This window comes from uncultured Roseobacter sp., assembly GCF_947495275.1.
Lineage (GTDB): Bacteria > Pseudomonadota > Alphaproteobacteria > Rhodobacterales > Rhodobacteraceae > Roseobacter.
This window is the reverse complement of record NZ_CANLYL010000005.1, coordinates 248574-268171: the sequence shown is the minus strand read 5'-3', so window position 1 is coordinate 268171 and position 19598 is coordinate 248574. Positions and strand designations below refer to the sequence as shown.

Below are 19598 nucleotides of genomic sequence, written 5' to 3'. Positions count from 1 at the left end.
AAAGATGATGGAAGAGATGCGACGATCCCCCTAACCTCAGAAAGAACAGGAGTCGCGGTTCTGGTATCGCTCACACGCAAAAGAGAAGGCAATGAAGGTATCAGCCTATCGAACGAGACGTTGCAAAGGCTTGCTGAGCGAGGCCTAACAATCGATTTCGACATCTACGACAGTTCAGACGAATAGTCTCCGCAAGGCTTTTCTACTTGGTTGCAACAGTTGATTCCTTAGATGAACGCCCTTTCGCTTCTTGCTTGCCAAAAGTTCTGCCTAGATTCTGTAAATCGCGTCCGCCTGTCCCGACACGACGACCTGGTTAACTGTTTGCATATGAAGCCGGTGCGTTTTAACACGCGCCGGGTGAAGGAACCTGCCAACGCCACAAGCGACAAGCTTGAGTGGCAAGGTTTGTCATGGTTTTGGCACCCTGAGCGGAATAGGCCGTTGGCTGTTGTTACTTTTGATCGGTACCAAATTTGATATTCCCTGGGCGACGATCGCTGGTTGAGAGCGCGAGTTGCCGGACAGCCCAATTCTTGGCCACTGATATTCGGAAGCTTTCTGCACATCAGTCCCGTAAGACAGCCATGTCCTTGCTGTTCCAACCAATCCAAATAAGGTCTGATCCGAAAGCGCCGCCAGTCTCGGCATCGACAAACGCGCGCAGGATTGCACCCTCGGTCTCACCCAACGCCAAATCCACGGCCATACGGCTTCCCAGAAAAGTCTTGCCCACCACCCTGCCCTGCACCGTGTTCTCAGCGGCGGGGCGTTCGCTGGAAAGCGCAAGTTTCTCAAGTCTTATGGAGGCCGTAATATCATCCCCACCAACCGCGCCATGTCCCGGAGCGAGCCCAGTCAGGTTCTGCCCAAACCAATCCATCACGATCCGGTCACCGTCCCTGCCCCGCATTTTGCCAGACAAAAGGTTGGTCTCACCGACAAATTCGGCCACGAAACGGGACGCCGGGTGGAAATACAGCTCTTCAGGCGTGCCGTCCTGTTCAACCCGCCCGTGGTTCATTACGACGATACGGTCAGACATCGTTAGCGCTTCTTCCTGATCGTGGGTCACGAAAAAGAAGGTCTTGTTGGTGCGGCGCTGGATGGATTTCAGTTCCAGCTGGACCTGCCCGCGCAACTTTGCATCGAGCGCGCCCAAGGGTTCATCCAGCAACAAAAGAGCGGGATCCGGGGCCAGTGCCCGGGCCAGCGCCACCCGTTGGCGCTGGCCTCCCGATAACTGTCCTGGGTAGCGACCACCAAAAGCTTCGAGTTCGAGAAATTCCATGATCTCGTCGGAGCGTTTGCGGATCGCGGATTTTCCCATACCCTGCAATTCCAGACCGAAGGATATATTCTGGCGGACCGTCATATGTGGGAACAGGGCATAATCCTGAAACACCATATTCACATGTCGTTTTTCGGGCGGCTGGAGGGTCACATCCTCGCCATCCAGAAGAACCCGACCTGTGGTTGGACGCTCAAACCCCCCCAGGATACGCAACGTCGTGGATTTGCCGCACCCCGATGGGCCGAGGAAGGTCACGAACTCTCCGCGGGCGATATCCAATGTCAGATCGTCGAGCGCCACCGTGTCGCCGAAATGTTTGGAAACACCCTCGATACGAACGAGTGAATTGGTGTCGGTCATGGCTTTGCATCCTTGTTGGTACGGCGGGTGAAACGTTCAGCCCAGATACCGATGGCGGCTGTCAGCACCAGCGCCACGGTCGCAATTGCATTGATTTCCGGGGACATTCCCGACCGCAGCTTTGCGAAGATCAGAACAGGCAGCGTTGGTTCGTACCCGCCCAGGAAGAATGACCGGACAAAATCATCAAAGCTCAAAAGCAGGCAGAAGATGCTGGCCCCCAGAACGGCGGGGATCAGATAGGGCAAGGTAATCCGTAAAAAGGCAATGATCGGATCGGCACCCAGATCGCGTGCTGCTTCGATCTGGCTTTTGGGCAGCGTCGACAGACGGGCCATGACGACAAGGGCGACAAAGGGGACGTTGTGCACCGCATGCGCCCAGATGATGGCACCCATGCCCGGTTCAATCCCCAAGAGGCGGGCATAGATTCGAAAGGCGATGGCTGAAATAATACCCGGCACAAGTGCTGGCAGGATGGTCAATCCGAAGATGGCCGCGCGCCCAAGAAACTTGCGCCCCTCAAGCAGCACCGCAATCCAGGTGCCGACAACCACAGATATCAGGGTCGAGAGGACCGCGATCACGACGGAATAAGTCAGGGTCGATACAACTTCTGCGTCAGAAAAAACGCCTAGATACCAATCCAGTGTCCACGACTTGATCGGGAACCCGATGAACTTGCTGTCTTTGAAACCCATCAGGATCATCAGCAGCAAAGGCACGAAGACATAGAGGACGAAGGCCCAATAGATGCAGGACAGCAGAATGCGGTTACCGCGTGTCATTTGGTGTCCCCCTTGCGCAAGGTGTGCATCAGTTTCTGGAACGCGCCGGTCAGCAACATCGCGGTGACAAACATGATCGTGGCGAAGGCTGCACCCGTGGGCCACTCGTCGCCCGCGACATGAAAGAAGCCAGCGATGGTTTCTGCAAAGACCGTGGTGGAGGGCCCTCCGAGAAGAACCGGTGTGGCATAAAACCCTGTCGAAATCAGGAAGACCAACGTGCAGCCGGAGGAAATTCCCTCCAGCGTCAGGGGCAGTGTGATCCGGCGGAACCGGGTCCATGCCCCTGCCCCGAGATCTGCGGCGGCTTCGCCATAGCTTTTGGGCAGTTTTTCGAGCGCAGAGTAAAGTGGCAGGAGCATATAGAGAGCGGTCAGATAGACGATACCCACGCCCATCGAAAAGCTTGTGTACATGAACGGAATTGGGCGGTCGATCAGCCCAAACCATTTGAGCACAAGGTTCACGGCCCCGGTATTGCCCAGAAGGATCATGATGGCATAGGTGCGGACGATCTCGCCTACCCAAAACGGGATCAACAGCAGCAAGAGCATCAGCATCTGGTTCTTGCGGCTGACATGGCGCGCGAGAAAATAGGCCACGGGGAAGGTCAGGATCAGGGTGCAGAACGTGAGGACACCCGCAAAGATCAGGGTGCGGAAAAATGGTTGCCAGAATATTTGCTCGCCAAAGAACCGCGCATAGTTGTCAAAGGTGAAATGCTGTTCGACGCCGGGTGCCACAGGGTAGGCATCGGTCAGGCTGACGCGCAGCATTTGCAGCATCGGCCCAAGGTGTTGGGTCAAAACCCAGAGAATGGGAAAAGCGGCAAGAATGATGAACTGTCGCCGGGGCGACGCTGTGACCAGCTTCATCAGCGCGGTATAGGGCGCCCAGACACACAACCACCCCCAAAAGGTGCGGTCCGAGTGTTCCGGGGCAACGCCAGCGCCTTCGCGGCGTGTCGTAGCATCATTACTCATGCGAGATTTCCTAAAATCAGCCGGGCATTGCGTCCTTGCCCGCCATTTGGGCGGGCAAGGACATGTTCCGTGTCAAAACCTTGATCAGGCCGCCTTGACCGCTTCCACGGCGGGATCGACAAGACTGTATTTCATCTCATTTGCCTCGGCGCGGAAGAACTGGAGGTTGGCCAGTTGTTCTTCTGGGAAAGAGGTCGAGGCCTTTTCGAGATCCGTCAGATAGTTCGACGCATCCTTGTAGGTCGAGATGAAGCCAGACGCCTTGGTCATCGACGCGCCAATTTCCGGCGAGGCCAGAATGGCATCAAGGAAGGTATAGGCATTGTCGACGTTGGGCGCGTTGTTGGCGATGTTGTAGGTATAAACGAAACCGTAAGAGCCCTCTTTCGGGATCGACATCGCCAGCGGGAAGCCGTCATTGATCAATGCCGCCGCCGGTCCGTTCCAGCTGTGACCGAGGGCAATGTCCTGATTGACGAACATTTGCTGCACTTCAGCACCGCTGTCATAGTACTTGCGCACCAGTGGTTTATGATCGATGAGAAACTGCTTGGCCTCTTCGACGATGGCAGCCGCTTTTTCGGGGTCGTCCATATAGGCGACCATATTGCCGTCATAGCCCAGCTTCAGCATGACAATCGACATCATATCCTGAATGATATAAGCGGTTTGGCCCTTGTATTTTTCCGAGAACAGAACGTCCCAGCTTTCGGCCTCTTCGGCGCTGACCATGTCGGTGTTATAAGACAGAACCTCCATACCCGACAGAATGGGCGCGCCCCACTTATTGCCATTGATGGTCGACCAGTCGCTTTCCGAGAAAGTCGGGTTGATGTTCCCCCAGTTGCTCAGGCGGCTGGTGTCCAGCGGTGCCAGCAGATCGCTGTCGATGAACTGCAAAAAACGGTGGCCGGCGACGGTCATGATATCCACCGTTGGATTTGGTGCTTCGGCGGCCAGCAAATTGAACTGTTTGCCCTGATCATCGACAAGCCGCACATTGACCTTGATCCCGGTCTCGGCCTCAAACTGCTCCTTGAAGGCCTGCGGGACAAAGTCGTTGTAGGTCCAGATGTTCACTTCGCCACCAGCGGCCCTGGCTTGGCGCAGGTAAACCGGGCTTGCAAGTGCTGCACCGGTCACGGCGGCGGTCCCCAGGAAGCGGCGTCGGTTGAGAATAAGTTTGGTCATATCGGGTGTCTCCTCGTTGGTTTAAAGTCCTTTTCCGTATCATTTTGATTTGGGCATCACTCAGGATACCCTGTGCAACAGACCGGTACGGGCGGCCTGCTGCAGGTCGTCAAGGCTGAAGCGATCCAGCTCCAGCGCATTCAGGATTTCATTCTCTGTAGTAAAATCACGACCATACATGGCCGAGAATATCTCGATCCCGGCTTCGTGCAACCTGGCAGGCTGGCCGGTCAACCGCCCCAGCACGGCCGTCAGTTGCAGGCCGTAAGGCACGTCTTCGGTAACATAGCGGCTGTCGGCGGTAGCCGGGCCGGTGCCGCCGTTACCCCGCGCATGCATGGTCTGGTTCATTTCCGAGATCGACGCCACGGGCACATGAAAACTCAGATGGAAGTGATCAAAAATCGTCTTTACATCGAGGCCGAGCGCCTTGGCGATGCTCAGCCGTTCCAGATCAAGCTGTTCCAGCAAACGCCCAATCTTTGGCGTCACATTCTGACCCTGGCTCCAGACCTCACCGCGTTCCATTCGGGTAATGTTGCCCAGGGCGATCCCGAGGTGGTTCTGCGGGTTGAGGTTGGAAAGCGAGATTGCCAGCAGGCCGTCGCGCTGTTGGAAGCGGTCGCCAAAAACCGCCTGACAAAGGCTGAGCGCATGGTCCGTATCGCTGTCGGGAACGGTGCACATATCGACGCGCGCGCGCACGGTGTTGACCTGCACATCTGTTCCGCTTTGCCGCCGCCCCGTCACAACTGTGGTACCCCAGGCCGTGATGGGGGCCTGCACGCCACGCGCCGCAAGCTGCTGCATCAGGTAGATCGCCCCAAGTGATGCATGAGACGAGATGACGATCTGCTGCCCCTCCCGGATATGAGGGGTCAATGCGTCCATCACCGATTTGTGCCCGTAAGCCGGCAGGGCGATCACCAATACCTCGTTTTCTTCGGCCAGTTGCCGGACAGATCGTGCGATGGACGGGGAGAACTCCGCTTCAATGGCCCCGGTGGCGCAAAGTGGCGCGGTTTCCAGCGCGGCAGTTCCCGCGCCTGAGGGTGACCATAGCATCGGCTGGTGACCTTGCTTGTGCAGCAACGCCGCAGTGCCAAGGGCGACAGCGCCCGCGCCCGCGATCCCTATGCGTAAGGGGGTGCTCACGCGGGTGCCTTTCGGACAGGGTCCCCCAAAACATGCATCAACCGGTTGGCCCAACCAAAGAGAGCTGAAGAAAGGATCAGATCGAGGATTTCCGCATCTGAAAGGCCCGCATTGCGCAACGCTGCCATCTCCTTGGGTCCGGCCGCAGCCGGTGCTTCCGCAGATTTGCGGGCAAACTCAAAGATCGCGCGGTCTCTGTCATTCAGGTCAGCGTTTTCGCCCTTTGCAAACAGCTCGTCGGTGACGGTTGTACCCTTTTCCAGTTTGGCATGACGATCCGCATGGACCGCCGCGCAATAAATGCAGCGATTGACCATGGATGCGCCAAGCGCGCCAAGCTCACGCTCCGCGCGGGACAGACCACCCGGATCATACATGATTGCGTTAAAAAGCGGCGAGCGGACCGCAAGGCTTTCCACATCATGAGCAAGGGTCAGGACATAGTCGGACACTTTGGTGTTTGAGGGCGTGACCTGCAATGCCGCGCGCTGCTCGGGTGTCGCCTCCTCCAGTTTGACCGGTGTCACACGGGGTTGCCAGTCGGGCACGTTGCGGGTGAATTTATGGATGACATGACTCATGGCGTCGTGCCTTGCATCAGGCGAATGCCCGCAATCACGCGGCACTGATAGGCCAGAAAAGCGACAAGTTCACACAAGCGGACGATATCGGCGTCCGAAACCCCTGCCGCCTGCAATTCCTCAACGTCTTCTGCCACGATGTCGCGCGTCCTGTTGGCAACCTTGTCGACGAAGCTCAGGATGTGTTCCAGATCTGCCTCGCTATTGTCCGGATCAGCAAGTGGCACCTTGTCTCCTGCGTCGGCGGCATAGTGATCCGCCAAAGCGCCCTGCCCGGCCTGACGCGCGGCGCGTGCTGCAAACGCCGCCCGCAGGTCGTGTGCAAAAGCGCCATAGTCTTTCGGCCGCAACACCGCCTCTTCCGCAGACTGGCTCATCCCGAAGATATTCCGCCTGCCCGCCACGGCGTCGGCCAGACTGCCTTGCGGCAGTAGGCCCACTTTGCTCAGAACTGTCGTCTCAAATTGTGTCATGCCACTTGACCTTCCCGCTTTTGCGCGCCGGTCTCAAGCTCGGTGGCTTCCCATTCGTCGCCCAGAAGTTCGGGTTTGTCGTAGTCCTGCATGCCCTTCCAGTGCATTTCGATGTCTTCCGAATAAAGCGATGCGGCGATGGCGCGTGACAGCCATGCCGCTCCATCGCTGATGCCGGGAATATCGCCACTGACTTTGCCAAGGCTGGCCGAGGCACCGTAGTTGAAGCAATAGACGTGCTTTAGCCAGGGGGCGGTGCCAGGTGTCTTTTCACGGAACGTGAAGTCGGAATTCAGATAGGGAAAGCGCCCGAGATCGGTAGATTCCTCGCCTGCGGGTGGGGTGTAGACATCTTGCCAAAGCTGGATTTCGCCCGCCGTGTCGCCAAATTCGGTCCGCGCCATGGGGTCGATCACAAACCCGGTGCCAAGGATCACGAAATCAGCGTCGTAAGACGTGCCATCTGCAAAGGATATGACCGCGCTATCCTGCTTTTGGGTAATGCGCGTGGTTTCTTTGCCAAAGTGGAAAAACGCGTTGGGGTGGCGGCTGACCCGCAGCGTGGAGCCACGCGGCGATGGCGTCTGCGTGGCAAAGCTGTATTGCATGAACCGCCAGCGCCATGCGTCGTCCATCTCGGCGAACCCCGCCGTGAAACCGAAACTGCCAATGCCCATCATCTTGTTGATTGTCGGCATGTCCTTTCGCCGTATCAGATGGCGCACCTCCGCGGCCCCATGTTCCAGCGCTTCTGCGGCGTTGTCCACAGCCGAAGCCCCAACGCCAATGACCGCAACACGCTTGCCTCTCAGGTCTGAAAAGTCGATGTCGTCAGCACTATGGGCCCAGAGGTGTCTTGGCAGGTCGTCGATGAAGGCGGGAATATTCGGGCCGCCGGTGCCATCGCGCCCGGTGGCGAAGACCAGCTTGCGGGTGAGAATGGTTTCATGTGTGACCCCCGAAACGCTCAACCGCAAAAGATCACCCTGAGGTTCGACATGATCAACCGAAACGCTGTTCTCTACCGGCACATCCAGGACATCGCGATACCAGCTCAGATACTCCATCCACATGGTCCGCGGAATCTTGTCGAGGTCCTGCCAGCTCTTTGCTCCGAACTGGGCGCGATACCAGGCCTGGAACGTCAAAGCGCCATGGCCGAAGGCGGGGCCGGTCAAAGCCTTGGGCGATCTTAGGGTCTCCATGCGCGCATAGCTGAGCCAGGGTCCTTCCCGACCCTTTGGCGCCCGATCCAGCACACGCACATTCTTCATGCCACCGGTGGCCAGTGCAAACCAGGCGAGCGTGCCGCACATGCCGCCCCCAATAATCACCACATCTGAAACCCCATCACGTGGCGGCACCCAGTCCTTTCCCGGATAGCACAGAAACGCGAGATCCTCTTTCAGCCGCGCCTCCAGCACGGGCAGGCCCGTGGCATCTATGGGCGAAAGATCGTCGTTACTCATATCCTGGTCCTCTGAAAGTTGCATTTCTTGCTGACATCACACGGTCTCTTGCGTCCACCTGGGATGCAATTCGTCAATGTAGAAGTCATGAACATGGCGCTGCTGCGAGCCGTTTGCGGGGATACGCATCAGATGTGGATGGTCGCGGGGCAGATCGGGATGGGAGTGGCCGCGCGACAGCGGATCATTCGCAGGCCAGATTGACATGCCAACCGTCGCGACAACGGCACCGGCCCCGCATAAGATCAGCAGTGACATCTCCAGCGAGACCAGACCACCCAACCAGCCTGCCAGCGGATAGGCCAGTAACCAGCCTGCGTGGCTCAATGAAAACTGGGCGGCAAATACAGCGGCCCGGTCTTCGCTGACAGCGGATCGCGTGATGACCAACCCGCCGGGGGTCAGGACCAGCGACGACGTGGCACCAAAGATGAGCCAGACCAAGGCCAGTCCCGGCAACGGCATAGGTGGCAAGAATGCAAAACCGGCACCGGCGAGGGCAAAGCCGTAGGCCCCTGCCAACATGACCGACCGTTCGCTACCCCGTTTCAGCAACCGCGGAACAAGGACAGCCCCGATACCTGCACCAAGCCCGTAAAATGCCATCAGGATCGGGAAGTAGTGTTCGGCGTCCCCCAGCCTTGCGCCAGCATAAACGACCGAATTGACCAGAACCCAGGCCATCGCCAGCGAAAGCGCCAGATTGACGAGGAACAAACCCCGCAAACGCGGCGTCCGGCGGTAGATTTGCAAACCCAGGCTGGCCCTTTGCAGGAACGGTCCTTTACGATCGGTGGTTTTCCGGCCTGGGAGATTGGTGATCAACAGGGCCACGACAGACCCAAGAAATGATACTGCCGCCGCGAGGAAAAGCATCTCGCCACTGGCCAGGTTCAGCAACGCCGCCGCGATGACCGGGCTCAGTACTGCCTCCAGCGTATAGGCAACGCGAGACCAGGCCAGCGCCTTGGTATAGGTTTCTTCCTCGGGAAGAACATCGGGAATGATTGACTGAAACAGCGGTGTGAAACCTGCCGCCAGAACGAAAAACGCAAACGCCAACCCTGCGATCTGCCAGGTTTCGGTGACATAGATCATGGGCACCAGCAACAGCATCCTCCCCAGATCAAGCAAAACCAAGGCGCGTTTTCTGGGCTGCCGTGAAAGCAGTGCCTCCGCCAGAGGCGCCAGCAGGACATAGGCGACCATCTTGAGCGCCAACAGCATCCCAAGCACCTGACCACCTGCCTCCGCGCCACCGATCCGGTAGGCTGCGAGCGACAACGCGACCGTGAGCAGGCCGACCCCAATGAGCGACCAGATTTGGGCGGCAAACAGCCAGCGGAACGTCCTATTCGCAATGGGGCTGGTCACGGCACGTTGGTCCTTTTCCTCCATGGGCCTCTGGCCTTGGGGAAAAGCGCGCGGTTGCGGGTTCCCCATGGCAATCCTCTTATCTTGTCGTGTTCGGTGCCGGATTGTCCACCGCTGCGATAGTCGCATTTGTCTTTGCACCCCTCAGGGGGATCACCCCGGTCCTGGAGATTTCCTTGGATGGGGTCTTCGGATCGTATTCGGCACCCGCCCATGGGCAACCAAGCAGTCGCGGTACTTTGGACAGCCAATTCTTGGGTGGCTGGGATCACCGTGCTTCTTTTGACGTTTGGCCAAGAGAGTGTGACAACCTCCCCACTTGGATGTACAACCCTCTCAAGGCTTCACGGATTTCTGTTTGGCCTTTGATGAAAAACCTGTTGCAGCTTTGATCAAAAGGCCAAAGAAGATGGCGATTGCAAATGTCTGATCCTTGTATCCTCTGTGTTGCCATCACCGGCAGCGTACCGACCAAGTCAGCAAATCCGGCGGTGCCGATCAGCGTCAGCGAGCAGATCGAGAGTACGCATGAAGCCTTTGAGGCCGGTGCCGCGATCTGCCATGCGCATGTGCGCAACGTGGATGAGACGCCCTCATCTGACCCGGAGAAATTTGCGGCGCTGAAAGAAGGTGTCGAGAAACATTGCCCCGGAATGATCATTCAGTTCTCGACCGGGGGGCGGTCTGGCGCAGGTCAGGAGCGCGGGGGGATGCTACCCTTGCGTCCGGACATGGCGTCTCTCTCGGTCGGCTCCAACAACTTTCCCACGCGGGTTTATGAAAACCCGCCCGACCTGGTGGCATGGTTGTCCGGCGAAATGCGCACCTATGAGGTGACCCCGGAAATCGAAGCCTTCGATCTGTCCCATATTCTGCATGCGATTAGGCTACATGACGCGGGGAAGCTCTATGGTCGGCTCTATGTTCAATTCGTGATGGGCGTCAAAAACGCGATGCCCGCCGACAAGACCGTTTTTGATTTCTATGTCGAGACAATGAAGGCGCGCGCGCCCGATGCGGCCTGGTGTGCTGCCGGGATCGGTCCTGCACAGATTGAGGTCAACGAATGGGCAATTGCCGCTGGTGGGCATACGCGCGCCGGGCTTGAAGATAACGTCAGGCTCGACCGGGACAGACTGGCCCCTTCGAATGCTGCACTCATCCGACGGGCGGCAGAGCTTTGCGAGAAATACGAGCGCCCGGTGGCCACCAGTGCGCAGGCGCGCGAGATTTTGCACCTGCGCCCTGCTGCCTGACAGAGGCCCCTACCCCAATGCGTATCCCGCGCCCCTGACTGTCCGCAACGGGTCAGAGCCGCCGTGTTGCGTGAGCGCCTTGCGCAGGCGCCCGATATGGACGTCAACAGTGCGGGTATCCACGTAAATGTCACGCCCCCAGACCCTGTCCAGAAGCTGTTCGCGCGAAAACACGCGCCCCGGCTTTTCCATGAATGTCGACAGCAGGCGAAATTCCGTCGGCCCCAGTTTCAACTCACTATCGCCGCGGTTGACGCGGTGGCTGGTGGAATCCAACACGATGTCTTCATATTCCAATCTTTCGCCTGTGGCCGCCGGGCGCACCCGCCGCAACTGACTGCGCACACGCGCCATCAATTCAATGACGGAATAGGGTTTGATGACATAATCATCGGCACCCGTTTCCAACCCACGCACGCGATCAACCTCTTCGGATCGGGCGGACAGCATAATGATCGGGATGCCGCGGGTTTCGGATCTGATCTTGAGGCGGCGGCATACTTCGATGCCCGACAGATTCGGCATCATCCAGTCCAGCACGATAACGTCCGGCGCGGTTTCATCGACCAGCATCAGGGCTTCTTCGCCATTTTCAGCACGGCTCACCGCAAAGCCTTCGGCCTCCAGATTATAGGCCAGAACTTCACGTTGGGCAGGTTCATCTTCGACAACCAGAACACGGGGCTGATCGGCAGACATGGGCTTATCCTTCAGCAACCAAAGATGTTTTATCGGCTTTCGGGCGGTCGTCCTCGGGATGTTCACCGGTCACGAGATAGACAACCTGCTCGGCAATAGAGGTGACATGATCGCCCATACGTTCAATGTTTTTTGCGATGAAATGCAAATGCATACAGGCGGTTATGTTGCGCGGGTCTTCCATCATGAAGGTCAGGAATTCGCGGAAAAGAGCGTTATACATCTGGTCGACATCGCGGTCGTGGTTGATCACATCCATGGCCAACTCCGCATCGCGCTGCACATAGGCATCAAGCGCATCTTTCAGCATTTTTTCCACTTCCCGGGCCATCCGGCGCAAGGCACCGGTACTGTCGTCCACAGGTGCCATCTGCGACAGCACCCCGGTGCGCTTGGCCATGTTTTTCGCATAATCCCCAATGCGTTCGAGGTTGGCGCTGATCTTGATCACGCTGAGGATCAGCCGCAGATCACGGGCCGTCGGCGCGCGCAGGGCAATGACACGGGCAGCCTCTTCGTTGATCATCTCTTCGAGATTATCAATGACACGATCAGCCTTGCGGACCTTTTCTGCAAGTTCCTCATCGCGGGTGTCCAGCGACAGCGAGCCCTCCCGGATGGCGGCTTCCACCAGTCCACCCATTTTCATGATCTGCGCCTGGATCGCTTCCAGATCACGGTCAAAGGCGGAGGCAATATGTTGATCTTGCATGATATTATCCAATCCGTCCGGTGATGTAGCTCTCAGTACGCGGGTCTTCGGGGTTGGTGAATATTTGCCCTGTCTCGCCGTATTCCACAAGGCTGCCCAGGTGAAAGAAGGCTGTCTTCTGGCTGACGCGGGCGGCTTGCTGCATCGAGTGCGTGACGATCACGACCGAATAATTCTGGCGCAGCTCGTCAATCAATTCCTCGACCTGCGCCGTGGCAATGGGATCAAGTGCGGAGCAAGGCTCATCCATCAACAGAACCTCAGGCTCCGTCGCTACGGCCCGCGCGATGCACAGGCGTTGTTGTTGCCCCCCTGAAAGACCGGTGCCCGGCGCATTCAACCGGTCCTTGACCTCATTCCAGATGGCGGCATTGCGCAAAGCGCGTTCCACAATGTCATCGAGTTCGGATTTGTTGCGTGCCAGCCCGTGGATGCGCGGACCATAGGCCACATTATCATAAATGGATTTCGGAAACGGGTTCGGTTTTTGAAACACCATGCCAACCTTGGCGCGCAACTGCACCGGGTCCACTTTGCGGTCATAGATGTCCTCACCGTCGATGCGGATGTCGCCCTGCACACGCGCCACATCAATTGTATCGTTCATCCTGTTGATACAGCGCAGAAAAGTGGACTTCCCGCAACCGGACGGCCCGATAAATGCCGTGACCGTCTTGTCCTGAATATCGACATCCACATCCTTGATGGCATGGGTGTCACCGTAAAAGACCTGAACGCCCTTGGCGGCAATCTTAATGGCGTTGGTCTCCACATCTCTCTCCAGTATTCTCATATCGTTCATATCGGCATCTCCCTACCAGCGACGCTCAAAGCGGCGGCGCAGGATCACGGCAATGGTGTTCATGGTGATCAGGAACAGCAACAGGATGATAATGCCGCCCCAGGCGCGTTCATAAAAGGCCGGATCGGCGCGTTTGGCCCATTCATAAATTTGGGCGGGCATGGCCGAGTTTGGGTCCAACAGACCACTTGCGATGCTGTCGGGCGGATTGGAGGCGATGAAGCCAACCATGCCGATCAACAACAGGGGTGCTGTTTCGCCCAGAGCCTGCGCCAGACCGATGATCGTGCCGGTCAGGATGCCGGGGGCGGCGAGCGGCAGCACATGATGGAATACCGATTGCATTTTCGAAGCCCCTACCCCAAGTGCCGCGTCACGAATTGACGGTGGCACCGCTTTCAGTGAGGCCCGCGTGGAAATGATGATGGTCGGCAGTGTCATCAGGGTCAGCACCAGCCCGCCCACGAGCGGGGCCGATGTGGGCAGATGCATGTAATTGATGAAGACCGCGAGCCCGAGAATACCGAAAACGATGGAAGGTACCGCCGCGAGGTTGGAGATATTGACCTCGATGATGTCGGTCAGCCAGTTCTTGGGCGCGAATTCTTCCAGATAGATGGATGCCGCAACGCCGATGGGCAAGGCCAGCACCAAAACAACCAGCATCATGAAGAAAGAGCCCAGCATGGACACGCCCATGCCCGCCGCTTCGGGCCGCGCGTCAGAACTGTCCGCGCCGGTGATGAAATCGAGATTGAACCGCTTCTTTATGGCACCGGCTGTGACCAGATGATCAACAAGATCAAGCTGCTCAGCACTGATATTCTTGTCGTTAGCGATGCTGTCGCGGCTGACACGCCCCTTGAGGTAGCCGTCCACGCGACTGGAGGCGAGGAATTCAAACTGCTGGACGGTCCCGATCACATCTGGATCAGAAAGCACCAGGTTTCGCAGTTGCGCTGGTGCACCCGCCGACAGGAGGCCAGCCATGGCCTTGGGTTTCAGGTCGGTTTCGATGCCCATCCGGGCGATCTCGGTTTCAAAGGCTCCGCGCAACAATGGCGCATAGCCAAAGGTCGAGACCTTCTTGAGATCTTCGATATTGCGGTTGCCTTTTTTGTCGAGCTTTTCTTCAAGCAATTGGACTTCAAGGGTCACGAAGGTCTGTTGAAACGCCCCGACGCCGCGCGTGAGGATGTTAAAGACCAGGATCAGCAGCATCAGCATACCAACGGTGATCGCGGCGATGCCATAGGCTTTGAACCGCGCCTCTGCAGCATTGCGCTTGCGGGTCCGGGCGTCCTGCACCAGCAAAGATCCCTTGCCTGACACGGGTGTTATGCCGGGGGCGGATGGCGTTGTTGCATCAGTCATTCGTATTGCTCCCGGTATTTACGCACGATGTAGAGGGCCAGCACATTCAGCCCCAGCGTCAGCACGAAAAGCGTGAGGCCAAGAGCGAAGGCAACAAGTGTTTCGGGGCTCGCAAAATCGGTATCCCCTGTCAATTGGCTGACGATCCGGGTTGTGATCGTGGTCATGGCTTCAAGCGGGTTGAGTGAAAATTTCGCAATGGCCCCGGCACCCAGAACAACGATCATTGTCTCGCCAATCGCGCGGCTGGCAGCCAGCAGTACCGCCCCGACGATCCCCGGCAGGGCAGCGGGCAGTACAACCTGACGGATCGTTTCGGAGTGTGTAGCGCCGAGACCAAAGGAGCCATCCCGGAGGGACTGAGGGACAGCGTTGATGATGTCATCACTCAAAGAGGAGACAAAGGGGATCAACATGATCCCCATGACCAGACCTGCGGTCAGAACGGCTGTCGCCCCGCTCATCCATTCAACACCCAAAAGACCGTCATCTCCGCGCCCGAAAATACGAACCAGGGCGGGTCCAACCGTCAGGAGCGCAAAGAGACCGTAGACGATGGTCGGGATGCCTGCGAGGATTTCCAGCAGCGGTTTGGCCGCCGCGCGCACCTTGGGGCTGGCATATTCCGACAGGTAGATCGCCGCAAAAAGACCGATGGGGACGGCAACCAGCAAAGCGATCAGCGAAATGTAGAGCGTGCCCCAGAGCAGCGGCAGGATCGACAGATCGCTATCCCCCCGAAAGTTCGGTGCCCAGCTGCTGCCAAAAAAGAAATCGGTCCAGGAATGCAGCCGAAAGAAGTTTATGCTCTCAAAGAGCATCGACAGAACGATACCGACCGTTGTCAGGATGGCGAGGGAGGCCGCAAGAATGAGCAGCACCAGTGCACCGCGCTCAACCACATTGCGCGCTCTGAACTCTGCCCGGGTAACGGATATGGAAATGGAGCCACCGACAATGGCAAGACCCATGACGATAACGGACATCCAGAAAAGCCCGCCTGCCGATTGATTTCTGTATTCTTGCGCAGCAAAAAGAACTTCTGAATCAACGGTTGACCCCAACGCGACGCCGACTTCGCCCAGCAAGCTGCGAATGTCGGTAGAGTCGGAGCGAATGGACGCGGCCTCATCCGAGGTCAATGCACCTTGAGCGACGGCCACATCGAGGCCTTCAGCCACCCGGCGCACGTCACTCATGACCAGCCCGCGGGATGAGCCCTCTTCGATGATCCGGTCAGGAATAAGCTTGAAGACGGCATTTTCGATCATCATCGGTTGCGCCAGCATCCAGATCAGCATGACACCCAAAGCCGGCACGGCGGTAAACATCGCCGCATTGTAGCCGTAATAGCTCGGCAGCGAGTGCAGCACCCTGACATCCCCGCCAACTGATGATCTTGCTTTGCCACGGGCCATGAAGAACACCCCGACCGTCAGCAGCAGCACGGCAAACACAACATATCCGGTCAAACCTAGCGCCATCTGGCCTACCCCAAGTGATCAGTCTTCAGCAGAACCCCGGGGACAGCGCGCGCCATCCCCGGGGATTGTCTTACGTCTTAGGAGTTACCGCCCAGGACGGCTTCGTCGGCCACAGCAGATTGCGTCTCTTCCAGCTTGGGATCCGCAACAAGGCCGTATTCGGACAACGGACCGTCTGGACCGGCGATCTCGTCCGCCACGAAAAATTCAGCGTAATCCTTCAGGCCCGGGATGACACCGATATGGGCTTTCTTGATGTAGAAAAACAGCGGACGCGAGACCGGATAATCGCCGGTTGCGATGCTCTCGGTGGATGGTACCACGCCACCCATTGTTGCCACCTGCAGCTTGTCGGTGTTGTTCTCGTAAAACGCCAGACCAAAGACGCCGATGCCGTCCTTGTTGCTTTCAATCCGCGCGAGCGTCTCTGTGTAGTCACCGTCGATATCAACCGATTTGCCATCTGTACGCAGCGCAATGCAGGCTTTTTCGGCGGCTTTCTTGTCATCGCCATTGGCCTCCTTGAGCACGTCAAAGGCACCGGTCGCTTCGCAACCCGCGAGGATCACCTTGTCTTCGAAAACTTCACGCGTCCCGTGTTTGGTTCCCGGCACGAACGCCTGGATGGGCTGGTTCGGGAAGGCTGCGTTCACCTGATCCCAGGTCGTGTGCGGGTTCGCAACCATTTCGCCATCCACGAGCACGGTATCGGACAATGCGAGGAACCAGTCCGTTGGCGTGAATTCGAAGGTATTGCCCGCAATATCGGAGGCAAAAACGATGCCGTCATAGCCAATGCGCACTTCGATGATCTCTGTCACACCGTTTTCGGCGCAGACGGCAACTTCACTTTCCTTGATTTTACGTGATGCGTTGGCGACGTCGATCGTGTTCTCGCCAACACCTTCGCAGAACCGTTTGAGGCCGGCAGAAGACCCACCAGATTCAACAACCGGCGTCGGGAAGTCAAAATTTTCACCAAAAGCTTCAGCAACAATGGAGGCGTAGGGCAGCACGGTGGACGAGCCGGCAACCTGCACCTGATCCCGCGCGGCAGCAGCGGATGCGGAAAGGGCCGCGATGGCCAACGCGGATGTGGTGAGTTTTACGAACGACATGATATCTCCTGTCATTTTCATTTCGAATCTGATCACCCCCGTGGCGATCTTGAGCCGAGTGGTACGGCGCTCACACAATGCTTTTGTGACAGTTTCGTAACGCTTTTATGACAGCGGGTCAGGTTTTTGAGAAAACCCCATAACGTAAAGAAAAATTTGGATAATTTCGCCAGCTCTGCGCAAGTCAAATGCCCGGATTTCTTTGCAGATTCGGATTTCAGTCGATGTTGTTCACCGGTGATGGGCCACCTGGCAAAGGCAGTACGACCGTGAATTGAGCCCCCTGCCCCAATGTGCTTTCCACACGCAGTCGCCCTCGGTGACGGTTGATTATGTGTTTGACGATGGCCAGACCCAACCCGGTGCCACCCAAGGCCCGGCTGCGATGGCTGTCCGCGCGGTAGAAACGCTCGGTCAACCTTGGCAGGTGAATGGCATCAATACCGGGGCCAAAATCGATGACCTGAATACGCACCCCGGGCGCGCGCAGCGCAGAATCCCGGTCAGCTTGAGATATACGGACAATAATGCGCTTGCCGGATGCGCCGTATTTTATCGCATTTTCAATCAGGTTGGTGAAAACCTGCATGAGCTGATCCGCATCGCCGGTCAATTCAATTGCACGCTCCCCCAGATCGGCTTCCAGCGAAACCTCCGCTTCGTCCGCCAAGGGTTTCAACGTGCGCAGGACCGAGGAAATGATATCGGTCAGGTTGACCTGATCACGCGGGCGTACGCGTTCGTCACCCTCAACCCGACTGAGCGAAAGCAGATCGCCCACAAGACGGTTCATACGCCCCGCTTCGTCTTCCATGATGCTCAGGAACCGGTCGCGGGCTTCAGGATCATCACGCGCGGGGCCGCGCAGGGTCTCGATAAACCCCATCAACGCAGTCAGCGGTGTGCGCAGCTCATGACTGACATTGGCGACAAAATCGCGGCGCATTTGACCGGCCTGTTCCAGATGGGTCACATCAATGAAGCAAAGCATCATCGCGCGCAGTTCCGGCATCACCCGCAGCGTCACTTTGAAGGTTGTGTCCTGAACGCCATCATTTGCCAGGTATTGGGAGACACGAGGACGGTTGTCACGCAGGACGGTTTCAATCGTGTCAAGCAGCGCGGGCTGTCGGAGCATGGTCACATAGTTGCGCCCGACAATACCCTGCCCGATCAGGGTGCAGGCTTCCGAGTTGGCCGCCACAATCCGTTCCGCTTCATCGATGACCAGCGCGGGCAGCGGCATCGCCATCAGGAGGTCTTCGAGAATGCGGTTCATGCCCGGTCGATCTCCTGTCAGGCTCCCAGAGCGGCGGCAATGGCCTCTTCGAAGACGCGGCAGAGCACGTCGGGCGCCTCCAGCCCGACAGAGACGCGGAAAAACCCTTCCGACATGCCCAGTTCGGCGCGTTTTTCCGCTGTCAGCGCGCGGTGCGATGAGGAGGCCGGATGAGAGATGGTGGTGCCCACGTCCCCCAATGTGGGCGCGAAGCTCAGGCCGTCAGCCGCACGGGTAAAAGCATTGGCCGTTGATCTGTCGCCATCAAGCTCAAAACTCACCATGTTGCAGAATTGACCGGCCAGCAGGGCATTAGCAAGCGCGTGGTCGGGGTGATCCTTGCGTCCGGGATAAATCACCCGTTTGACGCCCGGCAAACCGGCCAGATGATCGGCCAGTTTTGATGCCGTTGATTGCGCCCGATCAAACCGCAGATCAAAGGACAGCAGGCCCCGCTCCGCAAGCCAGCAGTCGAAGGGGCTTGGGTTCATACCCGCTGTGACGGTGAACACCCGCAATCTGTCGTTGAGCGCCAGGTCGCGTGCCGCGACATAGCCCAACATGACGTCCGAGTGACCGGCGAGAAGTTTGGTGATCGAATGGATCACGATATCCGCACCCCACTCAAAAGGTTTAATTGCGCGCGGTGTGGTGAAGGTATTGTCAACGACCAGCAACACGCCGGTTTCCTTCGCCAGCGCTGCGAGCCCTTCAAGATCGGCGACCCGCAAGGTGGGGTTGGAGACCGCCTCGATCAGGATAAGACGGGTTTCAGGGCGCAGAGCGGCACGCATCGCGGCAATGTCCCCGGGATCGACCATTGAGGTGGCAATGCCCAGCCGCGGCAAATCCTCACTCATCATCCGCAGGGAGCGCCCGTATAGCTGGTTGCCGCCAATGACATGATCGCCGGATTTGGTCAGTCCCAGCAGCACCGCGGAAACAGCCGCCATGCCGGAAGCGGTGACAACGCCGGGATGCGGGGCCTTTTCCATCCGGTCGAGCCGCAGGCCCACGACATCGGCATTTGGGTGCCCTTCGCGCGCGTAGGTGTAGCCGTGCAAAGCGCCCTCATATTGCTGGTCCAGCATATCGGGCGTGTCCGAGGCGTAGACCACGGAGGCGCTGAGCGGGGTGACAACCGGGCGGCTGGCGCTTTCCGGCAGCCCGTCAGGGCGCACCAAAGAGCCTTTTTCATTTTTCATA

The 19598-nt window shown here is 57.9% G+C and carries 19 protein-coding genes; 2 read left to right on the top strand and 17 right to left on the bottom strand.

Features of this window, described 5'->3' with window-relative positions:
- Positions 1–186 (top strand): hypothetical protein (locus Q0802_RS12295; protein WP_298918449.1); only part of this gene is annotated, 186 nt, incomplete at its 5' end.
- A 382-nt stretch (positions 187–568) separates the two neighbouring features.
- On the opposite strand, the gene Q0802_RS12290 is transcribed toward Q0802_RS12295, so the two are convergent.
- The 9 genes from Q0802_RS12290 to Q0802_RS12250 all read right to left on the bottom strand — a co-directional run bounded on the left by Q0802_RS12290 (position 569) and on the right by Q0802_RS12250 (position 9692).
- Complete coding sequence (locus tag Q0802_RS12290) at positions 569–1654, bottom strand: ABC transporter ATP-binding protein (protein ID WP_298918446.1); 1086 nt, start codon at positions 1652–1654, stop codon at positions 569–571.
- Positions 1651–2442 (bottom strand): ABC transporter permease, encoded by a 792-nt coding sequence (locus Q0802_RS12285; protein WP_298918443.1) that lies wholly within the window; start codon positions 2440–2442, stop codon positions 1651–1653. The genes Q0802_RS12290 and Q0802_RS12285 overlap by 4 nt, the downstream gene beginning before the upstream one ends.
- On the bottom strand, positions 2439–3425 hold the full coding sequence (locus Q0802_RS12280; RefSeq protein WP_298918441.1) for an ABC transporter permease: 987 nt from the start codon (positions 3423–3425) through the stop codon (positions 2439–2441). The genes Q0802_RS12285 and Q0802_RS12280 overlap by 4 nt, the downstream gene beginning before the upstream one ends.
- An 84-nt stretch (positions 3426–3509) precedes the next feature.
- On the bottom strand, positions 3510–4616 hold the full coding sequence (locus tag Q0802_RS12275; protein ID WP_298918438.1) for an extracellular solute-binding protein: 1107 nt from the start codon (positions 4614–4616) through the stop codon (positions 3510–3512).
- A 60-nt stretch (positions 4617–4676) separates the two neighbouring features.
- The gene (locus Q0802_RS12270) at positions 4677–5771 is read right to left on the bottom strand and encodes an NAD/NADP octopine/nopaline dehydrogenase family protein (RefSeq protein WP_298918435.1); all 1095 of its coding nucleotides are present in this window, start codon (positions 5769–5771) and stop codon (positions 4677–4679) included.
- On the bottom strand, positions 5768–6352 hold the full coding sequence (locus tag Q0802_RS12265; RefSeq protein ID WP_298918432.1) for a peroxidase-related enzyme: 585 nt from the start codon (positions 6350–6352) through the stop codon (positions 5768–5770). Before Q0802_RS12265 ends, Q0802_RS12270 begins: the two co-directional genes overlap by 4 nt.
- Complete coding sequence (locus Q0802_RS12260; RefSeq protein WP_298918429.1) at positions 6349–6825, bottom strand: hypothetical protein; 477 nt, start codon at positions 6823–6825, stop codon at positions 6349–6351. The genes Q0802_RS12265 and Q0802_RS12260 overlap by 4 nt, the downstream gene beginning before the upstream one ends.
- Positions 6822–8294: an NAD(P)/FAD-dependent oxidoreductase gene (locus Q0802_RS12255; RefSeq protein WP_298918426.1), complete on the bottom strand. Its 1473-nt coding sequence runs from the start codon at positions 8292–8294 to the stop codon at positions 6822–6824. Before Q0802_RS12255 ends, Q0802_RS12260 begins: the two co-directional genes overlap by 4 nt.
- A 36-nt stretch (positions 8295–8330) precedes the next feature.
- Entirely contained in the window at positions 8331–9692 is a 1362-nt protein-coding gene (locus Q0802_RS12250) for an MFS transporter (protein ID WP_366523320.1), read from the bottom strand.
- A gap of 398 nt (positions 9693–10090) precedes the next feature.
- Between Q0802_RS12250 and Q0802_RS12245 the strand changes: the two genes are divergently transcribed.
- A complete protein-coding gene (locus Q0802_RS12245) occupies positions 10091–10924 on the top strand; it encodes a 3-keto-5-aminohexanoate cleavage protein (protein WP_298918421.1) in 834 nt (277 codons plus the stop codon).
- A gap of 9 nt (positions 10925–10933) precedes the next feature.
- Here Q0802_RS12245 and phoB read toward each other — a convergent pair whose 3' ends face one another.
- The 8 genes from phoB to Q0802_RS12205 all read right to left on the bottom strand — a co-directional run bounded on the left by phoB (position 10934) and on the right by Q0802_RS12205 (position 19597).
- A complete protein-coding gene (gene phoB / locus Q0802_RS12240) occupies positions 10934–11623 on the bottom strand; it encodes a phosphate regulon transcriptional regulator PhoB (RefSeq protein WP_298918419.1) in 690 nt (229 codons plus the stop codon).
- A 4-nt stretch (positions 11624–11627) separates the two neighbouring features.
- Positions 11628–12335, bottom strand: coding sequence for a phosphate signaling complex protein PhoU (gene phoU, locus Q0802_RS12235; RefSeq protein ID WP_298918417.1), 708 nt, complete (start codon positions 12333–12335; stop codon positions 11628–11630).
- Between the two features lie 4 nt (positions 12336–12339).
- Entirely contained in the window at positions 12340–13137 is a 798-nt protein-coding gene (gene pstB / locus Q0802_RS12230; RefSeq protein WP_298918415.1) for a phosphate ABC transporter ATP-binding protein PstB, read from the bottom strand.
- Positions 13138–13149: 12 nt separating this feature from the next.
- Positions 13150–14511: a phosphate ABC transporter permease PstA gene (gene pstA / locus Q0802_RS12225; protein ID WP_298918412.1), complete on the bottom strand. Its 1362-nt coding sequence runs from the start codon at positions 14509–14511 to the stop codon at positions 13150–13152.
- Entirely contained in the window at positions 14508–15995 is a 1488-nt protein-coding gene (gene pstC / locus Q0802_RS12220) for a phosphate ABC transporter permease subunit PstC (protein WP_298918409.1), read from the bottom strand. Before pstC ends, pstA begins: the two co-directional genes overlap by 4 nt.
- A 77-nt stretch (positions 15996–16072) precedes the next feature.
- Entirely contained in the window at positions 16073–17113 is a 1041-nt protein-coding gene (locus Q0802_RS12215; protein WP_298918407.1) for a substrate-binding domain-containing protein, read from the bottom strand.
- 217 nt (positions 17114–17330) lie between these two features.
- Complete coding sequence (locus Q0802_RS12210; protein WP_298918404.1) at positions 17331–18392, bottom strand: ATP-binding protein; 1062 nt, start codon at positions 18390–18392, stop codon at positions 17331–17333.
- 17 nt (positions 18393–18409) lie between these two features.
- Complete coding sequence (locus tag Q0802_RS12205; RefSeq protein ID WP_298918401.1) at positions 18410–19597, bottom strand: aminotransferase class I/II-fold pyridoxal phosphate-dependent enzyme; 1188 nt, start codon at positions 19595–19597, stop codon at positions 18410–18412.
- Position 19598 lies beyond the last annotated feature (1 nt).

Coding starts and splice junctions, on each gene's coding strand:
- Q0802_RS12290 (WP_298918446.1), bottom strand. CDS start 1,654: ATGACCGACACCAATTCACTCGTTCGTATCGAGGGTGTTTCCAAACAT.
- Q0802_RS12285 (WP_298918443.1), bottom strand. CDS start 2,442: ATGACACGCGGTAACCGCATTCTGCTGTCCTGCATCTATTGGGCCTTC.
- Q0802_RS12280 (WP_298918441.1), bottom strand. CDS start 3,425: ATGAGTAATGATGCTACGACACGCCGCGAAGGCGCTGGCGTTGCCCCG.
- Q0802_RS12275 (WP_298918438.1), bottom strand. CDS start 4,616: ATGACCAAACTTATTCTCAACCGACGCCGCTTCCTGGGGACCGCCGCC.
- Q0802_RS12265 (WP_298918432.1), bottom strand. CDS start 6,352: ATGAGTCATGTCATCCATAAATTCACCCGCAACGTGCCCGACTGGCAA.
- Q0802_RS12260 (WP_298918429.1), bottom strand. CDS start 6,825: ATGACACAATTTGAGACGACAGTTCTGAGCAAAGTGGGCCTACTGCCG.
- Q0802_RS12255 (WP_298918426.1), bottom strand. CDS start 8,294: ATGAGTAACGACGATCTTTCGCCCATAGATGCCACGGGCCTGCCCGTG.
- Q0802_RS12250 (WP_366523320.1), bottom strand. CDS start 9,692: ATGGAGGAAAAGGACCAACGTGCCGTGACCAGCCCCATTGCGAATAGG.
- Q0802_RS12245 (WP_298918421.1), top strand. CDS start 10,091: ATGTCTGATCCTTGTATCCTCTGTGTTGCCATCACCGGCAGCGTACCG.
- phoB (WP_298918419.1), bottom strand. CDS start 11,623: ATGTCTGCCGATCAGCCCCGTGTTCTGGTTGTCGAAGATGAACCTGCC.
- phoU (WP_298918417.1), bottom strand. CDS start 12,335: ATGCAAGATCAACATATTGCCTCCGCCTTTGACCGTGATCTGGAAGCG.
- pstB (WP_298918415.1), bottom strand. CDS start 13,137: ATGAACGATATGAGAATACTGGAGAGAGATGTGGAGACCAACGCCATT.
- pstA (WP_298918412.1), bottom strand. CDS start 14,511: ATGACTGATGCAACAACGCCATCCGCCCCCGGCATAACACCCGTGTCA.
- pstC (WP_298918409.1), bottom strand. CDS start 15,995: ATGGCGCTAGGTTTGACCGGATATGTTGTGTTTGCCGTGCTGCTGCTG.
- Q0802_RS12215 (WP_298918407.1), bottom strand. CDS start 17,113: ATGTCGTTCGTAAAACTCACCACATCCGCGTTGGCCATCGCGGCCCTT.
- Q0802_RS12210 (WP_298918404.1), bottom strand. CDS start 18,392: ATGAACCGCATTCTCGAAGACCTCCTGATGGCGATGCCGCTGCCCGCG.
- Q0802_RS12205 (WP_298918401.1), bottom strand. CDS start 19,597: ATGAAAAATGAAAAAGGCTCTTTGGTGCGCCCTGACGGGCTGCCGGAA.